Annotated in this window: 15 protein-coding genes and 1 tRNA gene; 10 read left to right on the forward strand and 6 right to left on the reverse strand. The window is 63.7% G+C overall.

Annotated features, from left to right (window positions below; genetic code table 11):
* Positions 1-620: 620 nt before the first annotated feature.
* The 5 genes from B552_RS0110735 to B552_RS0110755 all read left to right on the forward strand — a co-directional run bounded on the left by B552_RS0110735 (position 621) and on the right by B552_RS0110755 (position 7,622).
* A complete protein-coding gene (locus tag B552_RS0110735; RefSeq protein ID WP_026035535.1) occupies positions 621-3,731 on the forward strand; it encodes an Rne/Rng family ribonuclease in 3,111 nt (1,036 codons plus the stop codon).
* Positions 3,732-3,972: 241 nt separating this feature from the next.
* Complete coding sequence (gene moaA / locus B552_RS0110740; RefSeq protein WP_019449024.1) at positions 3,973-5,097, forward strand: GTP 3',8-cyclase MoaA; 1,125 nt, start codon at positions 3,973-3,975, stop codon at positions 5,095-5,097.
* 50 nt (positions 5,098-5,147) lie between these two features.
* Entirely contained in the window at positions 5,148-5,759 is a 612-nt protein-coding gene (gene mobA / locus B552_RS0110745) for a molybdenum cofactor guanylyltransferase MobA (RefSeq protein WP_026035536.1), read from the forward strand.
* A gap of 103 nt (positions 5,760-5,862) precedes the next feature.
* The gene (gene glp / locus B552_RS0110750) at positions 5,863-7,149 is read left to right on the forward strand and encodes a gephyrin-like molybdotransferase Glp (protein WP_019449026.1); all 1,287 of its coding nucleotides are present in this window, start codon (positions 5,863-5,865) and stop codon (positions 7,147-7,149) included.
* A gap of 191 nt (positions 7,150-7,340) precedes the next feature.
* Complete coding sequence (locus B552_RS0110755; RefSeq protein ID WP_019449027.1) at positions 7,341-7,622, forward strand: hypothetical protein; 282 nt, start codon at positions 7,341-7,343, stop codon at positions 7,620-7,622.
* Positions 7,623-7,799: 177 nt separating this feature from the next.
* Here B552_RS0110755 and rmuC read toward each other — a convergent pair whose 3' ends face one another.
* The 6 genes from rmuC to B552_RS0110785 all read right to left on the reverse strand — a co-directional run bounded on the left by rmuC (position 7,800) and on the right by B552_RS0110785 (position 14,271).
* Entirely contained in the window at positions 7,800-9,146 is a 1,347-nt protein-coding gene (rmuC, locus tag B552_RS0110760; RefSeq protein WP_019449028.1) for a DNA recombination protein RmuC, read from the reverse strand.
* Positions 9,147-9,164: 18 nt separating this feature from the next.
* On the reverse strand, positions 9,165-10,163 hold the full coding sequence (locus B552_RS0110765; protein WP_019449029.1) for a D-glycerate dehydrogenase: 999 nt from the start codon (positions 10,161-10,163) through the stop codon (positions 9,165-9,167).
* Between the two features lie 5 nt (positions 10,164-10,168).
* Positions 10,169-11,599, reverse strand: coding sequence for a sodium:proton antiporter (locus B552_RS0110770; protein WP_019449030.1), 1,431 nt, complete (start codon positions 11,597-11,599; stop codon positions 10,169-10,171).
* A 97-nt stretch (positions 11,600-11,696) separates the two neighbouring features.
* Positions 11,697-12,383, reverse strand: a complete 687-nt coding sequence (locus tag B552_RS0110775; RefSeq protein WP_019449031.1) for a lactate utilization protein C — start codon at positions 12,381-12,383, stop codon at positions 11,697-11,699.
* Between the two features lie 84 nt (positions 12,384-12,467).
* On the reverse strand, positions 12,468-13,646 hold the full coding sequence (gene pncB, locus B552_RS0110780) for a nicotinate phosphoribosyltransferase (protein ID WP_019449032.1): 1,179 nt from the start codon (positions 13,644-13,646) through the stop codon (positions 12,468-12,470).
* A gap of 103 nt (positions 13,647-13,749) precedes the next feature.
* Complete coding sequence (locus tag B552_RS0110785; protein ID WP_019449033.1) at positions 13,750-14,271, reverse strand: hypothetical protein; 522 nt, start codon at positions 14,269-14,271, stop codon at positions 13,750-13,752.
* 416 nt (positions 14,272-14,687) lie between these two features.
* On the opposite strand from B552_RS0110785, the gene fdxA reads away from it, so the two are divergent.
* From fdxA to B552_RS0110810, 5 genes are all read left to right on the forward strand, one after another.
* The gene (gene fdxA, locus B552_RS0110790) at positions 14,688-15,011 is read left to right on the forward strand and encodes a ferredoxin FdxA (protein WP_019449034.1); all 324 of its coding nucleotides are present in this window, start codon (positions 14,688-14,690) and stop codon (positions 15,009-15,011) included.
* Positions 15,012-15,087: 76 nt separating this feature from the next.
* Positions 15,088-16,191, forward strand: coding sequence for an NAD(P)/FAD-dependent oxidoreductase (locus tag B552_RS0110795; protein WP_019449035.1), 1,104 nt, complete (start codon positions 15,088-15,090; stop codon positions 16,189-16,191).
* Between the two features lie 240 nt (positions 16,192-16,431).
* A tRNA-Asn gene (locus B552_RS0110800) sits at positions 16,432-16,507 on the forward strand.
* A gap of 146 nt (positions 16,508-16,653) precedes the next feature.
* The gene (locus B552_RS0110805) at positions 16,654-17,493 is read left to right on the forward strand and encodes an AraC family transcriptional regulator (protein WP_019449036.1); all 840 of its coding nucleotides are present in this window, start codon (positions 16,654-16,656) and stop codon (positions 17,491-17,493) included.
* A 24-nt stretch (positions 17,494-17,517) separates the two neighbouring features.
* Positions 17,518-18,126 (forward strand): LysE family translocator, encoded by a 609-nt coding sequence (locus tag B552_RS0110810; RefSeq protein ID WP_019449037.1) that lies wholly within the window; start codon positions 17,518-17,520, stop codon positions 18,124-18,126.
* The last annotated feature ends 340 nt before the right edge of the window (positions 18,127-18,466 follow it).

The raw sequence follows: 18,466 nt of genomic DNA on the forward strand, positions 1-18,466 counted from the left end.
TCAGGTAGAAAAGAATTCAATGCGGATGCCTGCCATCAGGCATCCGCATCGGTGAGAGAAGACCGCCCGCACCGGGAATCGGTGCCGGCCCGGCAGGCGAACCTGCCAACTGACCTGCAGTATCGGCCGCGATTCGGCGTAGTTTGTGGATCAAACCCGAATCGTCTGGCGCCCGGACGCAGAACGCCAAAAAGCCGCGGCGCGCCCGCCGGCAGACAGGTCAGATTGGTACAGGCACGCGCATGCCGCGTCCGGATTACTTGCTCTTTGACGCGTCTTGGCCATCCCGGCCCGGCCGCGATGGGAAGCGATGCCTGTGCTGCAAGCACGGCAGACATCTCCCGTCGCCCCCGGCCAGCCGGCATCCGCCAGAGGTCGCTGAATCTGGAGCAGTGTCACATCGCTCTCCCGGACCCAGCAGACTGCCCGTCCACCGGGACGGCCAAAACGCCGACAGCCTCTCCTTTCACCCGCGCCCAGCCGGCAGCGTCGTTGTACGCGCCGGCGTCTTCGGCAATTCTCCCGCCCTCGCTCACTTTCCTCGCGTGCTCCCTGGACCGTCGCGGGCATGACCGATTCATGACCCATTGGCACCCGCGACACTGGAGTGAGGTATTGCGATGAAACGCATGCTGTTCAACGCGACGCAACAGGAGGAGTTGCGCGTCGCCATCGTCGATGGTCAGAAACTGATCGATATCGACATCGAAACTGCCGGGCGCGAACAGCGCAAGGGCAACATCTACAAGGGCGTCATCACCCGGATCGAGCCCTCGCTGGAAGCCTGCTTCGTCAACTACGGCGAAGAGCGCCACGGCTTCCTGCCGTTCAAGGAAGTGGCCCGCGCGTTCTTCAAGGACGGCGTGGACGTGCGCAACGCGCGCATCCAGGACGCCCTGCACGAAGGCCAGGAACTGATCGTCCAGGTCGAAAAGGAAGAGCGCGGCAACAAGGGTGCGGCCCTGACCACGTTCATCTCGCTGGCCGGCCGCTACCTGGTGCTGATGCCGAACAACCCGCGTGGCGGCGGTGTGTCGCGCCGCATCGAGGGTGAAGACCGCCAGGAACTGCGCGAAACGATGGCGCAGCTCCAGGTGCCGGAAGGCATGAGCATCATCGCGCGCACCGCCGGTATCGGCCGTGCCGCCGAGGAACTGCAGTGGGACCTGAACTACCTGCTGCAACTGTGGAAGGCCATTGACGGCGCCGCGGGCGACAACAAGGCACCGCTGCTGATCTACCTGGAATCGAGCCTGGTGATTCGCGCGATCCGCGACTACTTCCAGCCCGATATCGGCGAGATCCTGATCGATACCGACGAGATCTACGAGCAGGCCCGCGCCTTCATGAGCGTGGTCATGCCCGACAACATGAACCGCGTGAAGAAGTACCGCGACGACGTGCCGCTCTTCTCGCGATTCCAGATCGAACACCAGATCGAATCGGCGTACTCGCGCATGGTGATGCTGCCGTCCGGCGGCGCCATCGTGATCGACCATACCGAAGCCCTCGTTTCCGTTGACGTGAACTCGGCCCGCGCCACCAAGGGTGCGGACATCGAGGAAACCGCGCTGCGCACGAACCTGGAAGCGGCCGACGAGATCGCCCGCCAGCTTCGCCTGCGTGACCTGGGCGGCCTGATCGTGATCGACTTCATCGACATGGAGTCCGGCAAGGCCCAGAAGGACGTGGAAACGCGCCTGAAGGACGCACTGCGTCACGACCGTGCCCGCGTGCAGATGGGCAAGATCAGCCGTTTCGGCCTGATGGAACTGTCGCGCCAGCGCCTGCGTCCGTCACTGTCCGAAGGCTCGCACATCACCTGCCCGCGCTGCAATGGAACAGGTCACATCCGCGATACCGAATCGTCCGCCCTGCAGGTGCTGCGCATCATCCAGGAAGAGGCGATGAAGGAAAACACGGCCGCCATCCACTGCCAGGTGCCGGTGGAAGTGGCTGCGTTCCTGCTCAACGAAAAGCGCCAGGAAATCAACCTGATCGAGCTGCGCTTCAAGGTCAACGTACTGCTGATCCCGAACAAGCACCTCGAGACCCCGCATTACAAGCTCGAGCGCCTGCGCCACGACGATCCGCGCCTGGAAGAATCGACCGCCAGCTATCGCATGGCCGAAGCAGCCGCCAAGGAACTCGAAGCCGACACGAGCTACAGCAGCCGCAAGAAGGAAGACGCGCGTCCGCGCCAGGAAGCCGCCGTCAAGGGCATCACGCCCGACGCACCGGCCCCGGTTTCGGTGCCGCGCCCCGAGCGCGCGCGCGCCGAGGCGCCTGCGGCACGCCCCGCCCCGGCTACCCAGCAGGTGGCCAGCGGCGGCTTCATCGCCTGGCTCAAGGGCCTGTTCGGCGCCAAGCCGGCGGCACCCGCAGCAGAGCCGGTCAAGCCGGCAGCCGAAGCCCAGCCGCGCGGCGATAGCCGCCGCGAGCGTGGTGAACGCGGCGAGCGCGGTGAGCGTGGCCAGCGCGGCGAAGGCCGTGGTGAGGGCCGCGAGACCCGTGAGAGTCGCGAAGGCCGTGGCCAGCGTGGCGAACAACGCGGCGACCGTCAGGGCCGAGGACAGCGTGGTGCCGAGCCCCAGCGCGGTGAACAGCGTGAACAGCGTGAACAGCGTGACCAGCGCGAACAACGCGAGCAGCGCGAGCCCCGTGAACAGCGTGGCGAGCGCCCGGCGCGTGCACCGCGCGAAGGCCAGGCCACCCCGGCAATCGCCCAGCCAGAGCGTGCCGAGGCACGTCAGGAAGGCCGCCGCGACCGCAACCAGGAACGCCGCGAGCGTCAGCGCGAACGCCAGCGTGAGCGCAATGAAGCCCGCGAGACCGAAGAGGCACTGAACCCTGAAGCACCGCAGACCGCGCTGGAAGCGGCGCAAGCCGCACCTGCACTGCCGGTTGCCGCTGCTGCTGTCACTGCCGTCGCTGCTGAAGCCACCGCTTCGGAACTGCCGGCAGGCGCGGAAGGCACCGAAAGCGGTGAAGGCGAGGAACGCCGCCGCCGCAATCGCCGTGGCCGCAACCGCTATCGCCGTGAACGCGACGACGCCGGCCGTGGCGAAGAAATCGATGGCAACGAAGCCAACCTGGCCGAAGTCAGCGCTGGCGTGACGGAATCGGAATCGGAATCGGAAATGGAATCGGCGCCGGCAGCTTTCCAGCCTGCCGTGGTCGAGACTGTGACGGCCCCCGAAACGGCAGCAGCCGTGGCGCACGTGGAAGCTGCTCCGGCAACGCCGGTGGCCGCCGAGCCGGTCTTCGCGGCCGTGGCTGAACCGCAAGCCGCACCGGTCGTGACACCCGCGCCTGCCCAGGTTGCGCCCGCGTACGTGGCACCGGTCGAGGCTGCGCCCGCCCCGGTTGCCGCAGCCCCTGTGATGCCCGAGCCCGTGGCTGTGACGCCTGATGTCGTGCCCGCGCCGGTTGCCACGCCGGTAGAAACGGTTGTGGAAGCTGCCGCAGCAGCGCCCGCCGCCGCGCCAGTAGCCGCCTCGCTGAGCGCATCGACGCTCGAGCCGATGCTGGCTGCGGCTGGCCTGCAGTGGGTCCAGACGGACAGCGACAAGCACCGTGCCTCGCAGGAAGCCGCTGCACGTGTCGCGCCGGCGCCGCGTGTGCAGCGCGAGCGCAAGCCGCTGCCGCCGCTGCCCGAAGGTCCGATGATCCTCGTCGAGACCGGCGGCAACGCACAGCGCGAGATGGCGCAGCAGCAACAACAGCAGTAATACCCGCGCGGTAGCTGCACGCTGACGAAGCAAGGAAGGGACGGCCGAGGCCGTCCCTTTTTCGTTGCCGGATGCCTTGACTTGATGCAACGCCGCACACTGTACCGCTGTGGCGCGCGGCGATTTGTGATCCCGTGACGGCAGTCGCACCCACGTGCGACGAGCCCCACTCGGCTAGAATGGCTAGCAGAAGGGCCTCCGGATGCCAACACGCCGGCGGGCCACCGTCCTACCCCAGGCCATGACCGATACTGTCATCCCCATTCTCGACCTGCGTGACCATCGATACCGATCGATGGTGCCGAGCATTCCGTCGCAACTCATCGCGCCGGGCGGACTCGTGTCCGATACGCGAGGCCGCCCGCTGCACGATCTGCGCATCTCAGTCACCGACCGTTGCAACTTCCGCTGCGTCTACTGCATGCCGAAGGAAGTGTTCGACAAGGACTACACGTTCCTACCCCATTCCGAGCTGCTGAGTTTCGAGGAGATTGAGCGCACAGCGCGCATCTTCGTGTCGCAGGGCGTCGAAAAGATCCGGCTGACCGGCGGCGAGCCGCTTCTGCGCAAGAACATCGAGAGCCTGGTGGAGATGCTCGCCCGCATCGAGACCGCATCGGGCAAGCCGCTGGACCTGACGCTGACGACCAACGCATCGCTGCTCGCGCGCAAGGCGCAATCGTTGCGCGATGCCGGCCTGTCACGCGTCAGCGTGAGCCTGGATGCGATCGACGATGCCACGTTCCGCAAGATGAACGACGTGGACTTTGCCGTGCGCGACGTGCTGCATGGCATCGAGGTTGCGCAGGCCGTAGGACTGGCGCCGATCAAGGTCAACATGGTGGTCAAGCGCGGCACCAACGATGCCGAGATCGTGCCGCTGGCACGCCATTTCCGCGGCACCGGCATCATCACGCGCTTTATCGAGTTCATGGACGTTGGCGCCAGCAACCACTGGCAGATGAACGAGGTCTTGCCGTCGGCCGAAGTCGTGCGCCGCATTGACGAAGTCTTCCCGCTGGAACCCGTGGCAGCCAACTACTCGGGCGAGACTGCCGAGCGCTGGCGTTATCGTGACGGCAGTGGCGAAATCGGCGTGATTTCGAGCGTTACGCATGCGTTCTGCGGCGACTGCAGCCGCATCCGCCTGTCGACTGAAGGCCGGCTCTACCTGTGCCTGTTTGCCACCGAGGGCTATGACCTGCGGGCGCTGCTGCGCGGCGGGCACAGCGATCTGGAGATTGCCAATGCAATCGCCCAGGTTTGGCAAGGCCGCACCGACAACTATTCCGAACAGCGCAGCGACCCGGCGGTACGCGCGGCGCGCGCCGAACACAAGATCGAGATGTCCTATATCGGCGGCTGATACCTACACGGGTATCGCGCATTTCCTATCGCGCATTTCCATTGATTTCGATGATTTCACGCGACGACATCACCGGCCTGATCCTGGCCGGCGGCCGAGGCAGCCGCATGGGCGGCACCGACAAGGGCCTGCAGCCGCTGCGCGGCGTACCGATGGCCATGCATACGCTGATGCGCCTGTCCGCGCAGACAGGCGCGATGCTGATCAATGCGAATCGCAACCTGGCTGCCTACGAATCGTTCGGCGTGCCGGTGGTTACCGATTCCGTGCCCGACTTCGCCGGACCGCTCGCCGGCATGCTGGCCGGGCTCGAGCAGTGCCAGACCGGCTGGATGGTTACCGCGCCTTGCGATTCGCCCTTTCTGCCGACGGATCTGGTCCAGCGCCTGGCCAAGGCGATCGAAACCGAAGGCGCCGAGTTGGCGATTCCGGTCACGATCGACGCGGACGGCCAACGCCAGACGCAGCCCGTGTTCTGCCTGATGCCCGCTGCGGCCATCGATAGCCTGATCGCCTACCTCAACGGTGGTGGCCGAAAGATTGAAACCTGGGCGGCGAGCCATCGGTTAGCGGAGGTGCTGTTCGACGACGCGGCCGCATTCGCCAACATCAATACGCTCGACGAACTACGCATGCACGAAGGCGCGGGACGTCCCGGTTAGACTTCGAATCGTCCACTTATTGTTTATCGTCGCCTGCCGTCGCTATCCATCGCTTTCGAGCGTTCCCTGTTTCGACCCGCCAAGCGCGCCACGAGACCGATCCATGCCTTCTCTGCAATCCGTCATCTCCTGCCTGTCCGACTACGATCCATCCGCGTTGCCCGTGAAGCAGGCCAACGCCATCATTGGCGACGTGGTCGAGCCCGTGCGCGGCGTTGAACAACTGGCAATCCGCTCGGCGCTGGAGCGCGTGCTGGCAGAGGACGTGATTTCATCGATCGACGTACCTGCACACGACAACTCGGCAATGGATGGCTATGCGTTCTCCAGCGCCGCGCTGTCCGGTGCCGGAGGCGACGTATTGCTCGATGTCATCGGCACGGCCTACGCAGGCAGTGCCTGCGGCCTTCCGGCAGGGTCCGGCCAGGCGGTGCGCATCATGACGGGTGCGATCATGCCTGACGGGTGCGATACGGTGGTGCCGCAGGAGTTTGTCCAGACTCAGGCCGGCGGCAACCAGATCCGATTTGCGGCCGATGCCGTGCGCGCTGGCGACAACCGACGGCTGCGCGGCGAGGACCTGGCACGCGGACAGGCTGCCCTGGCAGCGGGACGAATCCTGCAGCCGGCCGACATCGGCCTGCTGGCATCTCTCGGCGTGGCAGAAGTGAAGGTGCGCCGTCGCCTGCGCGTGGCGTTTTTCTCCACTGGCGACGAACTGCGCTCGATCGGCGAGCCGCTGGATCCAGGCTGCGTCTACGACTCGAATCGCTACACATTGCACGGCATGCTACGGCGAATGAACGTGGACCTGATCGACATGGGAGTGGTCCGCGACGATCCGGCCGCGCTGGAGGCCGCATTCCGCAGCGCCTGCGAGAACGCCGACGCGATCATCACCTCGGGTGGCGTTTCTGTTGGCGAAGCCGACTATACGAAGCAGATCATGGCCCAGCTTGGCGACGTCACGTTCTGGAAGATTGCGATGCGTCCCGGCCGACCGATGGCATTTGGACGGATTGCGTCGAATGGCCGGGAAGCGCTGCTCTTCGGCCTGCCCGGCAACCCCGTGGCGGTGATGGTCACCTTCTACCACTTCGTCCGCGCGGCGCTGCACCGGCAGATGGGCGCCAACGTCGCACCGCTGCCTTTGATGCGCGTGCGGAGCGCCAGTGCAATTCGCAAGAAGCCGGGTCGGACCGAATACCAGCGCGGCATCCTTGCCGCAGGCGCCGACGGCGCTCCTGAAGTGCGTGTCACGGGCCAGCAGGGGTCTGGCGTGCTGCGCTCCATGAGCGAAGCCAACTGCTTCATCGTGCTTGCGCACGAACAGGGCTCGGTGGCCGCGGGCGACAGTGTGGAAGTGATGCTGTTTGACGGGCTGATCTGAACAGCTTGGCGCGACGCGGCAGGGCTCGACAGGGCGGCCAGGGTGTCGTTTTTGTGCCGCACTCGGCAGCGAAAGTCCCGGCCGACGTTCCGAATTGCCCATCCATAAGGAGGGCAGACTAGGCGTCGCAGGCCCCAGTCGCTACACTTGCAGCACGAAAAACCGAATTCCCCAATATCTTGTCTGTCGTCATGAACCAGGAGATCGCGTACCTCCACCCCGTCAAGACCGCGCGCGCGCTGGTGCTGGTCTATCTTTGCTTCTCCGTGCCGATCGTGGCCATGGGATTGTTCGTGGCCTTCATCCGTTATGGTGATCTGCCCGGCATCGCCGTCTTCACGGCCCTGATCCTCAATGCACTGATCGGTTTCGGTCTGCTATGGCTCGGCTGCAAGGCATACAACTGGGTGGCAGCCCGTTTTGGCGGGATTGAAGTGCACGTGCGCGAACTGACCCCTGAAGACCAGCATTGAGCCACTTTGGCCGCCGCGCATGAATGTATGCGTGGCCGGCCGTTGATGCGCTTGCCCTCTCCCCCGCTTGCCGGAGAGAGGCCAAATCCAGCGGAAAATGCGGCCCAAGTACGGCCCGAATGCGGCCCGAGTACGACCCGAATACGGCCCAATTGCAGGGCAACTACAACAGGCCAACTACAGCCCTTCGGCCTGATTCTGCTCAGGTGGCGCCGGCTCCAAGGTTGGCTTTTCCGCCGTCCCCAGCAACTGCTCCGCAAGATCTCCCGGTAATGCCTCCACGGTACGCAGCTTGCGTTCCATTTGCCGGGTACGTACCTCCGCCTGTTCGATATTGCGTGCCGCGCGCACCAGCGTGTCACGCGTTTTGGCCAGAGCTTCGCCGAACTTGCCGAACTCGGTCTTCACGGCGCCAAGCACCTCCCACACTTCGCTAGAACGCTTTTCCAGCGCCAGCGTTCGGAAACCCATCTGCAGGCTGTTGAGCAGAGCGGTCAGCGTGGTCGGGCCGGCCACCGTCACGCGGAAATCGCGTTGCAGCAGGTCGGTCAGCCCCGGGCGGCGCAGCACTTCGGCGTACAGCCCCTCGGTGGGCAGGAAGAGGATCGCGAAATCGGTCGTGGCGGGCGGCGAGAGGTACTTCTCTGCAACCGTCTGCGCTTCCCGCCGTACCGCCACTTCCAGTTCCCGGCTCGCGCCGGCCGCGCCATCCAGATCGCCGCGCTCCTGCGCGTCTATCAGGCGTTCGTACTGCTCTTTCGGGAACTTTGCATCGATCGGCAACCAGACGGGCCCGCTTTCCAGCTCACGCCCCGGCAACCGGATGGCAAACTCGACGCGCGCGCCAGAATTGCGCACGGTTTCAACATTCTTGCCATATTGCTCGGGCGTTAGCATTTGCTCGAGCAGCATCTCAAGCTGAACCTCGCCCCACGTACCGCGCGACTTCACGTTGGTCAGCACGCGCTTGAGGTCGCCAACACCCTGGGCCAGCGACTGCATCTCGCCCAGCCCCCGATGCACCTGTTCGAGTCGGTCCGACACCAGCTTGAATGATTCTCCGAGCCGCTGCTCCAGCGTGGCGTGCAGCTTTTCATCGACGGTGCGGCGCATCTCCTCGAGCTTGGCCGCGTTGTTGGCCTCGATATCACGCAGCTTTTGTTCAAGCGTCGCACGCACCTCCGCCATGCGTCGGTCATTCGCTTCCGACAACTGCGCGAGCTGCTGCTGTTGCACCGTGGCGATGCTCGTCAGATGCGTCGACAACGTCTGCTGGAAGCGCAGCATCTGCTGCCCCGCCTCACCGCGATTGGCGCGCGCACTTTCGGCGATTTCCGTACGCAGTTCCCGTTCAAGCCGCTCCAGCCCACGCGCGGTGTCCTCGCGCACATCGTCTCGCAGGTTCCCGAGCATCGGCAGCAGCCCATCGTCCGAGGAGCCTCCGCGCATGCGCCACACCAGCACCAGTAGCAAAAGCACCGCCGCGACAGCGGCAGCGAACGTCAGAACGGAAATCAGTGACATAAACCGGGAGCGGAACGGTCAGCGGCGGCGACTCGCCATGACTTCGGGGTTGATTACGGTCGACGGATTCCCGGCTTGCGGGCCCGCGTCGAGTGCCGCGATCAGGTTGTCGGCCGCCAGATTGGCCATCGCCCTACGCGTCTTCTCCGAAGCGCTGGCGATATGCGGCGTCAGCACGATGTTCGGCACGGTCAGCAGATCCGGATGCACGCTTGGCTCGCCTTCGAAGACGTCGAGACCGGCGGCAAAGATCTTGCGCGCGTGGAGCGCCGCCGCAAGCGCCGCATCATCGACGATGCCCCCGCGCGCCAGATTGATCAGCGTCGCGGTTGGCTTCATCTGCGCGATCTCCGCAGCGCCGATCGTGTGGTGGCTTTCCGCGCTGTACGGCAACACCAGGATGAGATGGTCCGATTGCTGCAACAGCTCCGCCTTCGTGACGTAGCGCGCATTGAGCGAGCGCTCGACATCGGCCGGCAACTGGCTGCGGTTGTGATAGAGCACCTGCATATCGAAGCCCGCCGCGCGCCGGGCCAGCCCCTGGCCGATGCGCCCCATGCCGAGAATGCCCAGCGTGCTGCCGCAGATATCCATGCCGACCAGCATGTCGTAGCTCCAGCGCTCCCACTTGCCCGCGCGCAGGTAGTGCTCGCCTTCGGTTACCCGGCGCGCGGTAGCCATCAGCAGCGCCCAGCCAAAGTCGGCTGTGGTTTCGGTCAGCACGTCAGGCGTGTTGGTGGCCACGACGCCTGCAGCCGTCAGCGCCGGCAGGTCGAGGTTGTTGTAGCCAACCGCCATGTTGCAGACGGCGCGCAATTGCGGAAGCGCTGCAATCAACTCGCCGTCGATCCGGTCGGCCGCGTTTGCCAGCACCCCGGTCTTGCCTGCCAGCCGCGCGCGGAGCGCGGCGCCGTCGAGCACCAGATCCTGCTGGTTGTCGTCGACATCGAAATACTGTGCAAGCCGCTCGATGACGTCGGGAAAGATCGCACGGGTGACCAGGACTGAGGGCTTCATGACTGTTATGCGCGGAAGAAGATGAACGTCATCACCAGGAACAGAGGCACCAGCACGGCGCATGACCATGCCATGTAGCCGAAGAAGCTCGGCATGCGCACGCCACGGCTTTCGGCAATCGCCTTGACCATCAGGTTGGGCGCGTTGCCGATATAGGTGTTGGCACCCATGAACACCGCCCCTGCGGAAATCGCCGCCAGCGTCGCGGCGTCGCGCGTCATCAGCGTTGCGGGATCGCCACCGGCGGTGTTGAAGAACACAAGGTAGGTCGGCGCGTTGTCAAGGAACGATGACAGTACACCCGTGGCCCAGAAGTACATGCTGTCGATCGGCTGGCCATTGCCGTCGCTCACGGCACGAATCACGCCGGCAAAGGCGCCATCCGTGCCTGCCTTCAGCATGGCGATCACCGGGATGATTGTCAGGAAGATCCCCGCGAACAGCTTGCCGACCTCGAGAATCGGTTCCCAGTTGAACTCGTTCCCGGAACGCGCCGCATGTGGCGTGACGACCAGCGACAGCACCGTCACCACAATCAGCAGGCCGTCACGCACTAGCGCGGGCAGCGGCACCTCGGTACCCATCACGTCGAATGCGATACCGGGCTTCCAGAGTCCGCTCATCAGCACCAGGCCGATCACGGCCAGCAGCAGCACGAAATTCACCTTGCCTTCGATGCGGATGCCCGCCGAATCGGGTGTCGGGTCCTGGGCGACCGGCAACTCCTCTTCGCGGTTCAGGTAGTAATGGCGATCGACCAGATAGAACAGCACCAGCAACGCTACCCACATGAAGATCGTCTCGGGCAGGATGTTGCGCATGGTCCAGAAGAAATCCACGCCCTTCAGAAACCCGAGGAACAGCGGCGGGTCACCGAGTGGCGTCAGCGCGCCGCCCGCATTGGCAACCAGGAAGATGAAGAACACGACCACATGCGCAACGTGGCGGCGATTGTCGTTGGCGCGCAGCAGCGGGCGTATCAGCAGCATCGCCGCGCCGGTAGTGCCCATGAAGCTGGCGAGCAGCGTGCCCAGCGCAAGAATGCCCGTGTTGAGGCGCGGGGTACCGTGCAGATTGCCGCGCACGCAGATACCGCCCGCCACCACGTAGAGCGCGGTCAGCAGCACGATAAACGGGATGTACTCGGACAGCATCGCGTGCACGGTGTTGGCCGCCGCGGCATGCACGCCAAATTTCATGGCGAACGGCGCCAGGAACAGCACGGCCCAGACCGCTGCAATCTTGCCGTAGTGATGGTGCCAGAACTTCGGCGCGATCAGCGGAAACAGCGCAATCGACAGCAGAATGCCGGCAAACGGCAGGCCCCAGATTGGCGTGAGCGTTGCACCGTCAAAGTCCGCCGCGTGGCTCAATGCCGGCGACAGCGCCATCAGCGCAAACAGGAATTGGGGAAGCAGTGTGCTGACACGTCGCATCGTGCGGGGTTCTCCTTTCTCGTGAAGGGGCCAGTGTAAAGCAAACCCCAGCGAGAAAGGTCTCAAAATGCGCCTTCCGTCGCGCTTCTGGCTGCGATCACGCCTGATCGACGAGAATCACGTGCACCCGGTACGGACCATGTGCGCCCAGCACGATGGTCTGCTCGATATCGCCCGTGCGAGACGGGCCGCTGATGATATTGGTGGCGCGCGGCAGCTGGCCGTGCTCGGCCCGCATGCGTGCGAATGCCTCTTCGAGATTGGCCACGATGCGCGACACCGGCACCACGGCAATATGGGTCTCCGGCAACAACGCGGCCGAAGCGAATGTGTCAGGGCCCGAGAGCAGCATCAGCGAACCGGTCTCGGCAATCGCCACGAAGCAGCCGGTGATGCCGATCAGGTCGCCATGGTCGTGATCGCCCTGCGGATCGCGCACCGGAGGCCGGCATTCGACGGTCAGATTCTGCGCGGTCCATGGCAGGTCGCCCAGGCTGGTCCACGCAACGGCACGCCGTTCGAGTTTGAGCCCATCGACATAACTTGCCACGGCGGCCGGCACATCGGCCATCGTAGCCACGCGATCCACGGTCGAGGCCAGTTTCTGCGCCTGCACGATAAACGCCTGCGCGAGATCGTCGCCCACGGGCGGTTGCGGCCCCTGCGGATGACGCGCGAGGTAGTCCGCCACGGCATCGCGTTCACCATCTGTCACCTTGCTCCCCCTGCCCTGGGCGGCACGGATACGGGCGAAGATGCGGTCGCGGGCGGCATTGGTTTCCATGGCGATTGGATGCGTCTCGGTTGATTGGACAGGCCGATTATAGGAAGCAATAGGAAGCGCCGCGGCACACGCGGCTGAATATGGTTAAGCAGCGGCCTGAACCGTGAACACCTGACGCAGGTACGCCAGGTAGCCCGGGTCATCGCACATCGTCTTCTCGGGGGTATCGGACAGCTTGGCCACGGGCTGGCCGTTGCATCGCACCATCTTGATCACGATCTGCAGCGGCGTGTAGCCGAGATCGTTGGTCAGGTTGGTGCCCACGCCAAACGCCAGCTTGCAGCGGCCACGGAACCGTTCGTAGAGTTCGATGACTTTCGGAATATCAAGCGCGTCGCTGAAGATCAGCGTCTTGCCGCGCGGGTCCACCCTGTGCGATGAGTAATGCGCGACCATCCGCTCGCCCCACTCGAACGGGTCTCCCGAATCGTGGCGCACGCCATCGAACAGCTTGCAGAAGTACAGATCGAAATCACGCAGGAACGCGTCGAAGCCGTAGGTATCGGACAGCGCGATACCGAGGTCACCGCGATACTCCTGCGCCCACCGTTCCAGCGCGTAGACCTGCGAGTCGCGCAGGCGCGCCCCCAATGCCTGGCAGGCCTGAAGATACTCATGCGCCATCGTGCCGAGCGGCGTCATGCCGTGCAGGCGCGCGAAATGGACATTGCTGGTGCCGGCAAGCTGCGGACCCAGGATATTGCGCGCCGACAGCAGGACTTCCTCCTGCCAGTCGCGCGAGAACCGGCGGCGCGTCCCGTAGTCGGCAATCACGCAATCGGCATACGGCGGCGCCTTCAGCAGCGCCAGCTTGGCTTCCAGGCGGCGGCGCCCTTCCGGCAGATCGGGGCTGGGGTGGGTGCGCCGGAAATACACCTCGTTGACGATCGCCAGCAGCGGGATCTCGAACAGGATCGTATGGAGCCACGGCCCCTTGATGATGATGTCGATCTCGCCATTGCCCTTGGGCGACGGCTGGACCTGCACGTACTTCTCGTTCAGGTGGAACAGCGCGAGAAAATCGACGAAGTCGCTCTTGATGAAGCGCATGCTGCGCAGGTAGCCAAGCTCCTCTTCGGTGAATCGCAACTGGCAGAGCTGGGCGATCTCCGCGCGGATCTCGTCGACGTAGGGGGTCAGGTCGACCCCTGCGTTGCGGCACTTGAAGCGGTATTCGACCTGGGCCTGCGGGAAGTAGTGCAGCACCACCTGCATCATTGTGAACTTGTACAGATCGGTGTCGAGCAGGGTGCGGATGATCATAGTGAAACCAGGCGGGGCGTACCTAAAGTCAGGCCATCATGCTAACCGAAAGTGCCGTGGCAGTCGTGTGGCCTTGCGCCGTCGCGCCGCCTGTGGAAGCCGCTCACCCGCCATCGAGCGAGCGCAGCCGTTGCGGCTGCCCGTCTTGCGACTGGACGCACCAGCGTGGCTGGCCCTGCCCGTCCGGACACGTGACAAGCGTGGCTCGCGCACGCGGCACCGAAGTCGGCAGCGGATCGGCAAAATTGGCCGACGCGACCATGATGCGCTCCTGATAGACCGGCCGCCCCGCGCGATCGAAGCGCAGCACCTGGATCAACGTGCCGGGTGGCGGCTGAAGGTCTGGCGCGCACGGCAGGAAGCCCTCGCGATTGCAATTGGCCATGGCGTCGCCAGCGGCGGTGCGGATCACGCTGAAGCTATCCCATTCGAACGCCGTCAGCGACGAGAGCATCACCGGTTGATCGGTCCGCGCGCGCCACGCTACCAGCCGCGAAACCACGCTGTCTGACATGGGTGCCGCGCGCCCCTCCGCCGGCGCCAGTGTCTGGGCAACCAGCGGTAGCGGTATCAGGACGGCGGCAAGCAGGCAAACTGCAAGGCGGTTCGAAAAACGAGCCGGCATGGCGTGTAACCCCGTTCGAAAGGTGCGTGGTTTGAATTCCGGAAGAGCATGAGGCAGCACACACCGCCTCCCCAAAAGCCACTGGCAATACAGGGGAATAGTAGCCGTTTGGTGCAGGTTTCGATGCCCGGGTGCCAAGGAAATCGCCCTGCAGGCCGGTTTGCGACTCGAATTGCGACGAAAGTACATAAAGAAATAAGAAAACTATCTGACCCAGCTATATAGACTCGCTATCCTTGCCAGAAGGCTCGGCTACAATATCGGTCTCTGAAAGGCCACGGCCCCCGTTCGCCCCGAGTTATCCCGATTGACATGCGTCAGCATTGACGCAAGTCGGGTGACAGGCAAGAACGTCGGGCAAGAATGCGGCCTTGGACCACCCCATCGAAGACCGAATCCGTTTTTCTGGAACCGAAATGACTCACGTTGTCACCGAATCCTGCATCCGTTGCCGCTACACCGACTGCGTTGATGTGTGTCCGGTCGATTGTTTCCGCGAAGGCCCGAACTTCCTGGCCATCGACCCCGACGAATGCATCGACTGCGCGGTCTGCGTGGCCGAATGCCCGGTCAACGCGATCTACGCCGAGGAAGACGTTCCGGGCGATCAGCAGCAGTTCATCAACCTGAACGCCGAGCTGGCCCGGAACTGGCCGTCCATCACCAAGACCAAGGCCCCGCTGGCCGAAGCCGAGGAATGGAAGGACACCACCGACAAGCTGCAATACCTGCAGCGCTAAGAAAATACGGAAAGCTGTCCCCCACGCTTTCCAGCAATGCCGGGCACCCGCGTGCCCACAACGTATCAGGACGAATATGGACTTGAGCATTCCAAATCCCGTGGCCGCCGCAACCCATCAGGCTGGCGGAAACCCCGGCGGCCAGCCGCTGGAAATCGATGCACTGATCGTGGGCGCTGGCCCGGTTGGCCTGTTCCAGGTCTTTGAACTGGGTCTGCTCGAAATCAAGGCGCACGTGATCGACTCGCTCAAGGTAGTGGGCGGCCAATGCGTCGAGCTGTATCCGGACAAGCCCATCTATGACATCCCGGCCGTGCCCATCTGCACGGGCCAGGAACTGACCGACAATCTGCTCAAGCAGATCGAGCCGTTCTCGCCGACGTTCCACCTGGGCCAGGAAGTGAGCGTCGTCGAGCGCCGCGAAGACGGCCGGTTCTTCGTCGAAACCTCGCTCGGAACCCGCTTCATCACCAAGACCATCTTCATTGCTGCCGGCGTTGGCTCGTTCCAGCCGCGCACGCTGAAGGTGGAAGGCATCGACAAGTTCGAAGGCAAGCAACTCTTCTACCGCGTCAAGGAGCCGAGCCGCTTCCATGGCCGCAACCTGGTCATCGTCGGCGGCGGGGATTCGGCGCTGGACTGGACGCTGGACCTGGTCGGCAAGGCCGAGTCGGTGGTGATGATCCACCGTCGCGACGGCTTCCGCGCTGCCCCGGCATCGGTAGCCAAGATGCGCGAACTGTGCGAACAGATGGAAATGCAATTCCTGGTTGGCCAGATCGGCGACTATGAAGAAAAGGACGGCGTGCTCACCGGGATCAAGGTGACCGGCGGCGACGGCGTGACGCGCCGCATGCCCGTTGACGACGTGCTGGTGTTCTTTGGTCTGTCGCCGAAGCTTGGCCCGATCGCCGAGTGGGGCCTGGACCTCGAGCGCAAGCAGATCAAGGTGGATACCGAGAAGTTCGAAACGAACATCCCGGGCATCTTCGCCGTGGGTGATATCAACACCTACCCGGGCAAGAAGAAGCTGATCCTGTCGGGCTTCCACGAGGCCGCGCTGGCTGCGTTCGGCGCTGCGCCGTACATCTTCCCGGATAAGAAGATCCACATGCAGTACACGACGACTTCGCCGAAGCTGCACAAGGTGCTCGGCGTGGAAACACCGGTTTTCGACTGATCTCCGAGACCGACGCAAAAAAACCGCCCCCGGGCGGTTTTTTTGTTTGCGTAAATCAAAAAGCTGGCTATAATGCGGCCTCGCTGTTGAGCACGGCAACGCTGCAAACGGTGGAAACGCCCGCTGCAGGCCGGTTTCGAGGCGAACCAGAGTTCTGGCAACAAGTTCCAACGAAAACAAAACGTTAGAAAGTTGTTGACGAAACGAAGAGAAGCTGGTTATAATTTCTTTCTCAGCTGTTCCCCGATAGCTCAGTCGGTAGAGCGCCGGACTGTTAATCCGTAGGTCCCTGGTTCGAGCCCAGGTCGGGGAGCCAACCGATAGAAGATGAAGGCCGATGCGAAAGCATCGGCCTTTTTCTTTTTCTGCGCCCGCGCCCCTTCCCCCTCGCACAAACGTTCCAGAAAGTTCGCACCGCCCCGGATATGATGATCCACAGCCGAACCGGAACGTAGAACCGCAGTGAACCCCCAAAGCTGGATCGAACTCAAGCAGGATGCCGACACAGGCATCGAGACGATTCGCGCCCACTTCACCGGTCATGCATATGATCCCCACTGGCACGACAGCTACCTGGTGGGCTACACCGAACAAGGCATCCAGCAATTCCACTGCCGCCGCGAAATCCAGCGCAGCACGCCTGGCAAGGTCTTCACACTTGAACCGGGCGAGATTCACGACGGCTACGCGGTTGCGCCCGAGGGTTTCACCTATTCAATGCTCTACCTCGATGCGCAATGGATGGAGCGCGAATTGCGCGCGCTGTTCGAGGAAGCTCCGGCACATTGCAAACCTGGCTTTTCTCAAACCCTGAGGGAAGATCCCGCGTTGATCACGGCCATCGGCCGCGCATACAACGTGCTGCAGCAGCCCGAGCTGCGCATCGTCCGCCAATCTGCGCTCGATGCGCTGCTAACCGAACTGACCGCGCATCTGCACTGGCGCGCGAACCATGGTGTCGATCCCCGCCTGCCCCTGGTGGCACAGCGCGCACGCGACTATCTGCACGATCACCTTGACCAGGACATTGGGCTCGATGATCTGGCCACGGTCTGCGGCGTGGATCGCTATCGCCTGACACGCGCGTTCAAGGCGGCGTTCGGGCTCGCACCGCATGCCTATCTGGTGCAGTTGCGACTGGCCCGCGCGCGCCATCTGCTTGCTCGCGGCGCCACGCCAGCCGATGTCGCTGTCGCGCTCGGTTTCGCCGATCAGAGCCATCTGGGCCGCTGGTTCCGCCGCGCCTATGGCCTGACGCCCGCGCACTATCGAAAGCGCTGCTCAAATCTTCCAGACGCATAAAGCATCGGCCGCAACAATGGCCACATGCTTGATACCCTGCCCCTCGTCCCTTTCCTGCTCTTCGCAATCGTTGCATCGATCACGCCCGGCCCGACCAACGTTATCGTGCTGAGCCACAGCGCGCGCCGCGGCGTGGTAGCGACACTGCCAATCATCCTCGGTGGCTGCGGCGGCGCCGCACTGCTTGTCCTGACCGTTGGCATCGGCATCGGCGACATACTGGTGGCCCACCCGCTCGTGCAGCGCGTGATGGCCTGGACCGGCGTACTCTGGCTCACCTGGCTTGCGTGGCAGATCTGGAGCAGCCCTGCCGCAGGCGTGGAGATCAGCGGCGACAGCAAGCGCCCGCTGGGCTTCATGGGCGCAGCGGGACTGCAACTCGTGAATCCGAAGACCTGGATGATGGCATTGGCTGTCGTGAGCGTCTTCGCAGGCCACGGCACCGACAAGTCGCATCAAGTGATGCTTCTGTCGCTCATTTTCTTCGTCGTCTCACTACCATGCATGAGCGCGTGGGCGGCCCTCGGCGCAGGCGCCACCCGCTTCATCCGCTCGCCGGCGCTGATGAAGCGCTTTGATCGCCTCATGGCACTCGTGCTGCTGGTCTCGGCATGGTGCAGCCTGTTGCAGTAATGCCAATCCGGAGTTTGGTGGTTCCCGCGCACATTTCCTGGTGTATGATGTTCGATTGCCCTGATTTACTTGACTCATCCCCGGTATACCTGTAAAAGCTTACCGGCGTATTTCTTGCGCAATATCCACGGAAACAGGTAGCCCGCCAAGTTTTTACCTAGCTAGGAAAATTTGGCCCATCACCCCTGACACAGGCAGTACGGATCTCGGTCCACAGCAGGTTCTAGGGGCGCACCACGGCATTCGCCGCTGTGTGCACTACCACCGTCGCGAAAGGCTCCGGAGCCCGACGTGACACGTTTCCCCCTATGAACCCACCGCCCCTGGCGGTAATTTCCGA

The organism is Cupriavidus sp. BIS7, from assembly GCF_000292345.1.
In the GTDB taxonomy this organism is placed as follows: Bacteria; Pseudomonadota; Gammaproteobacteria; order Burkholderiales; family Burkholderiaceae; genus Cupriavidus.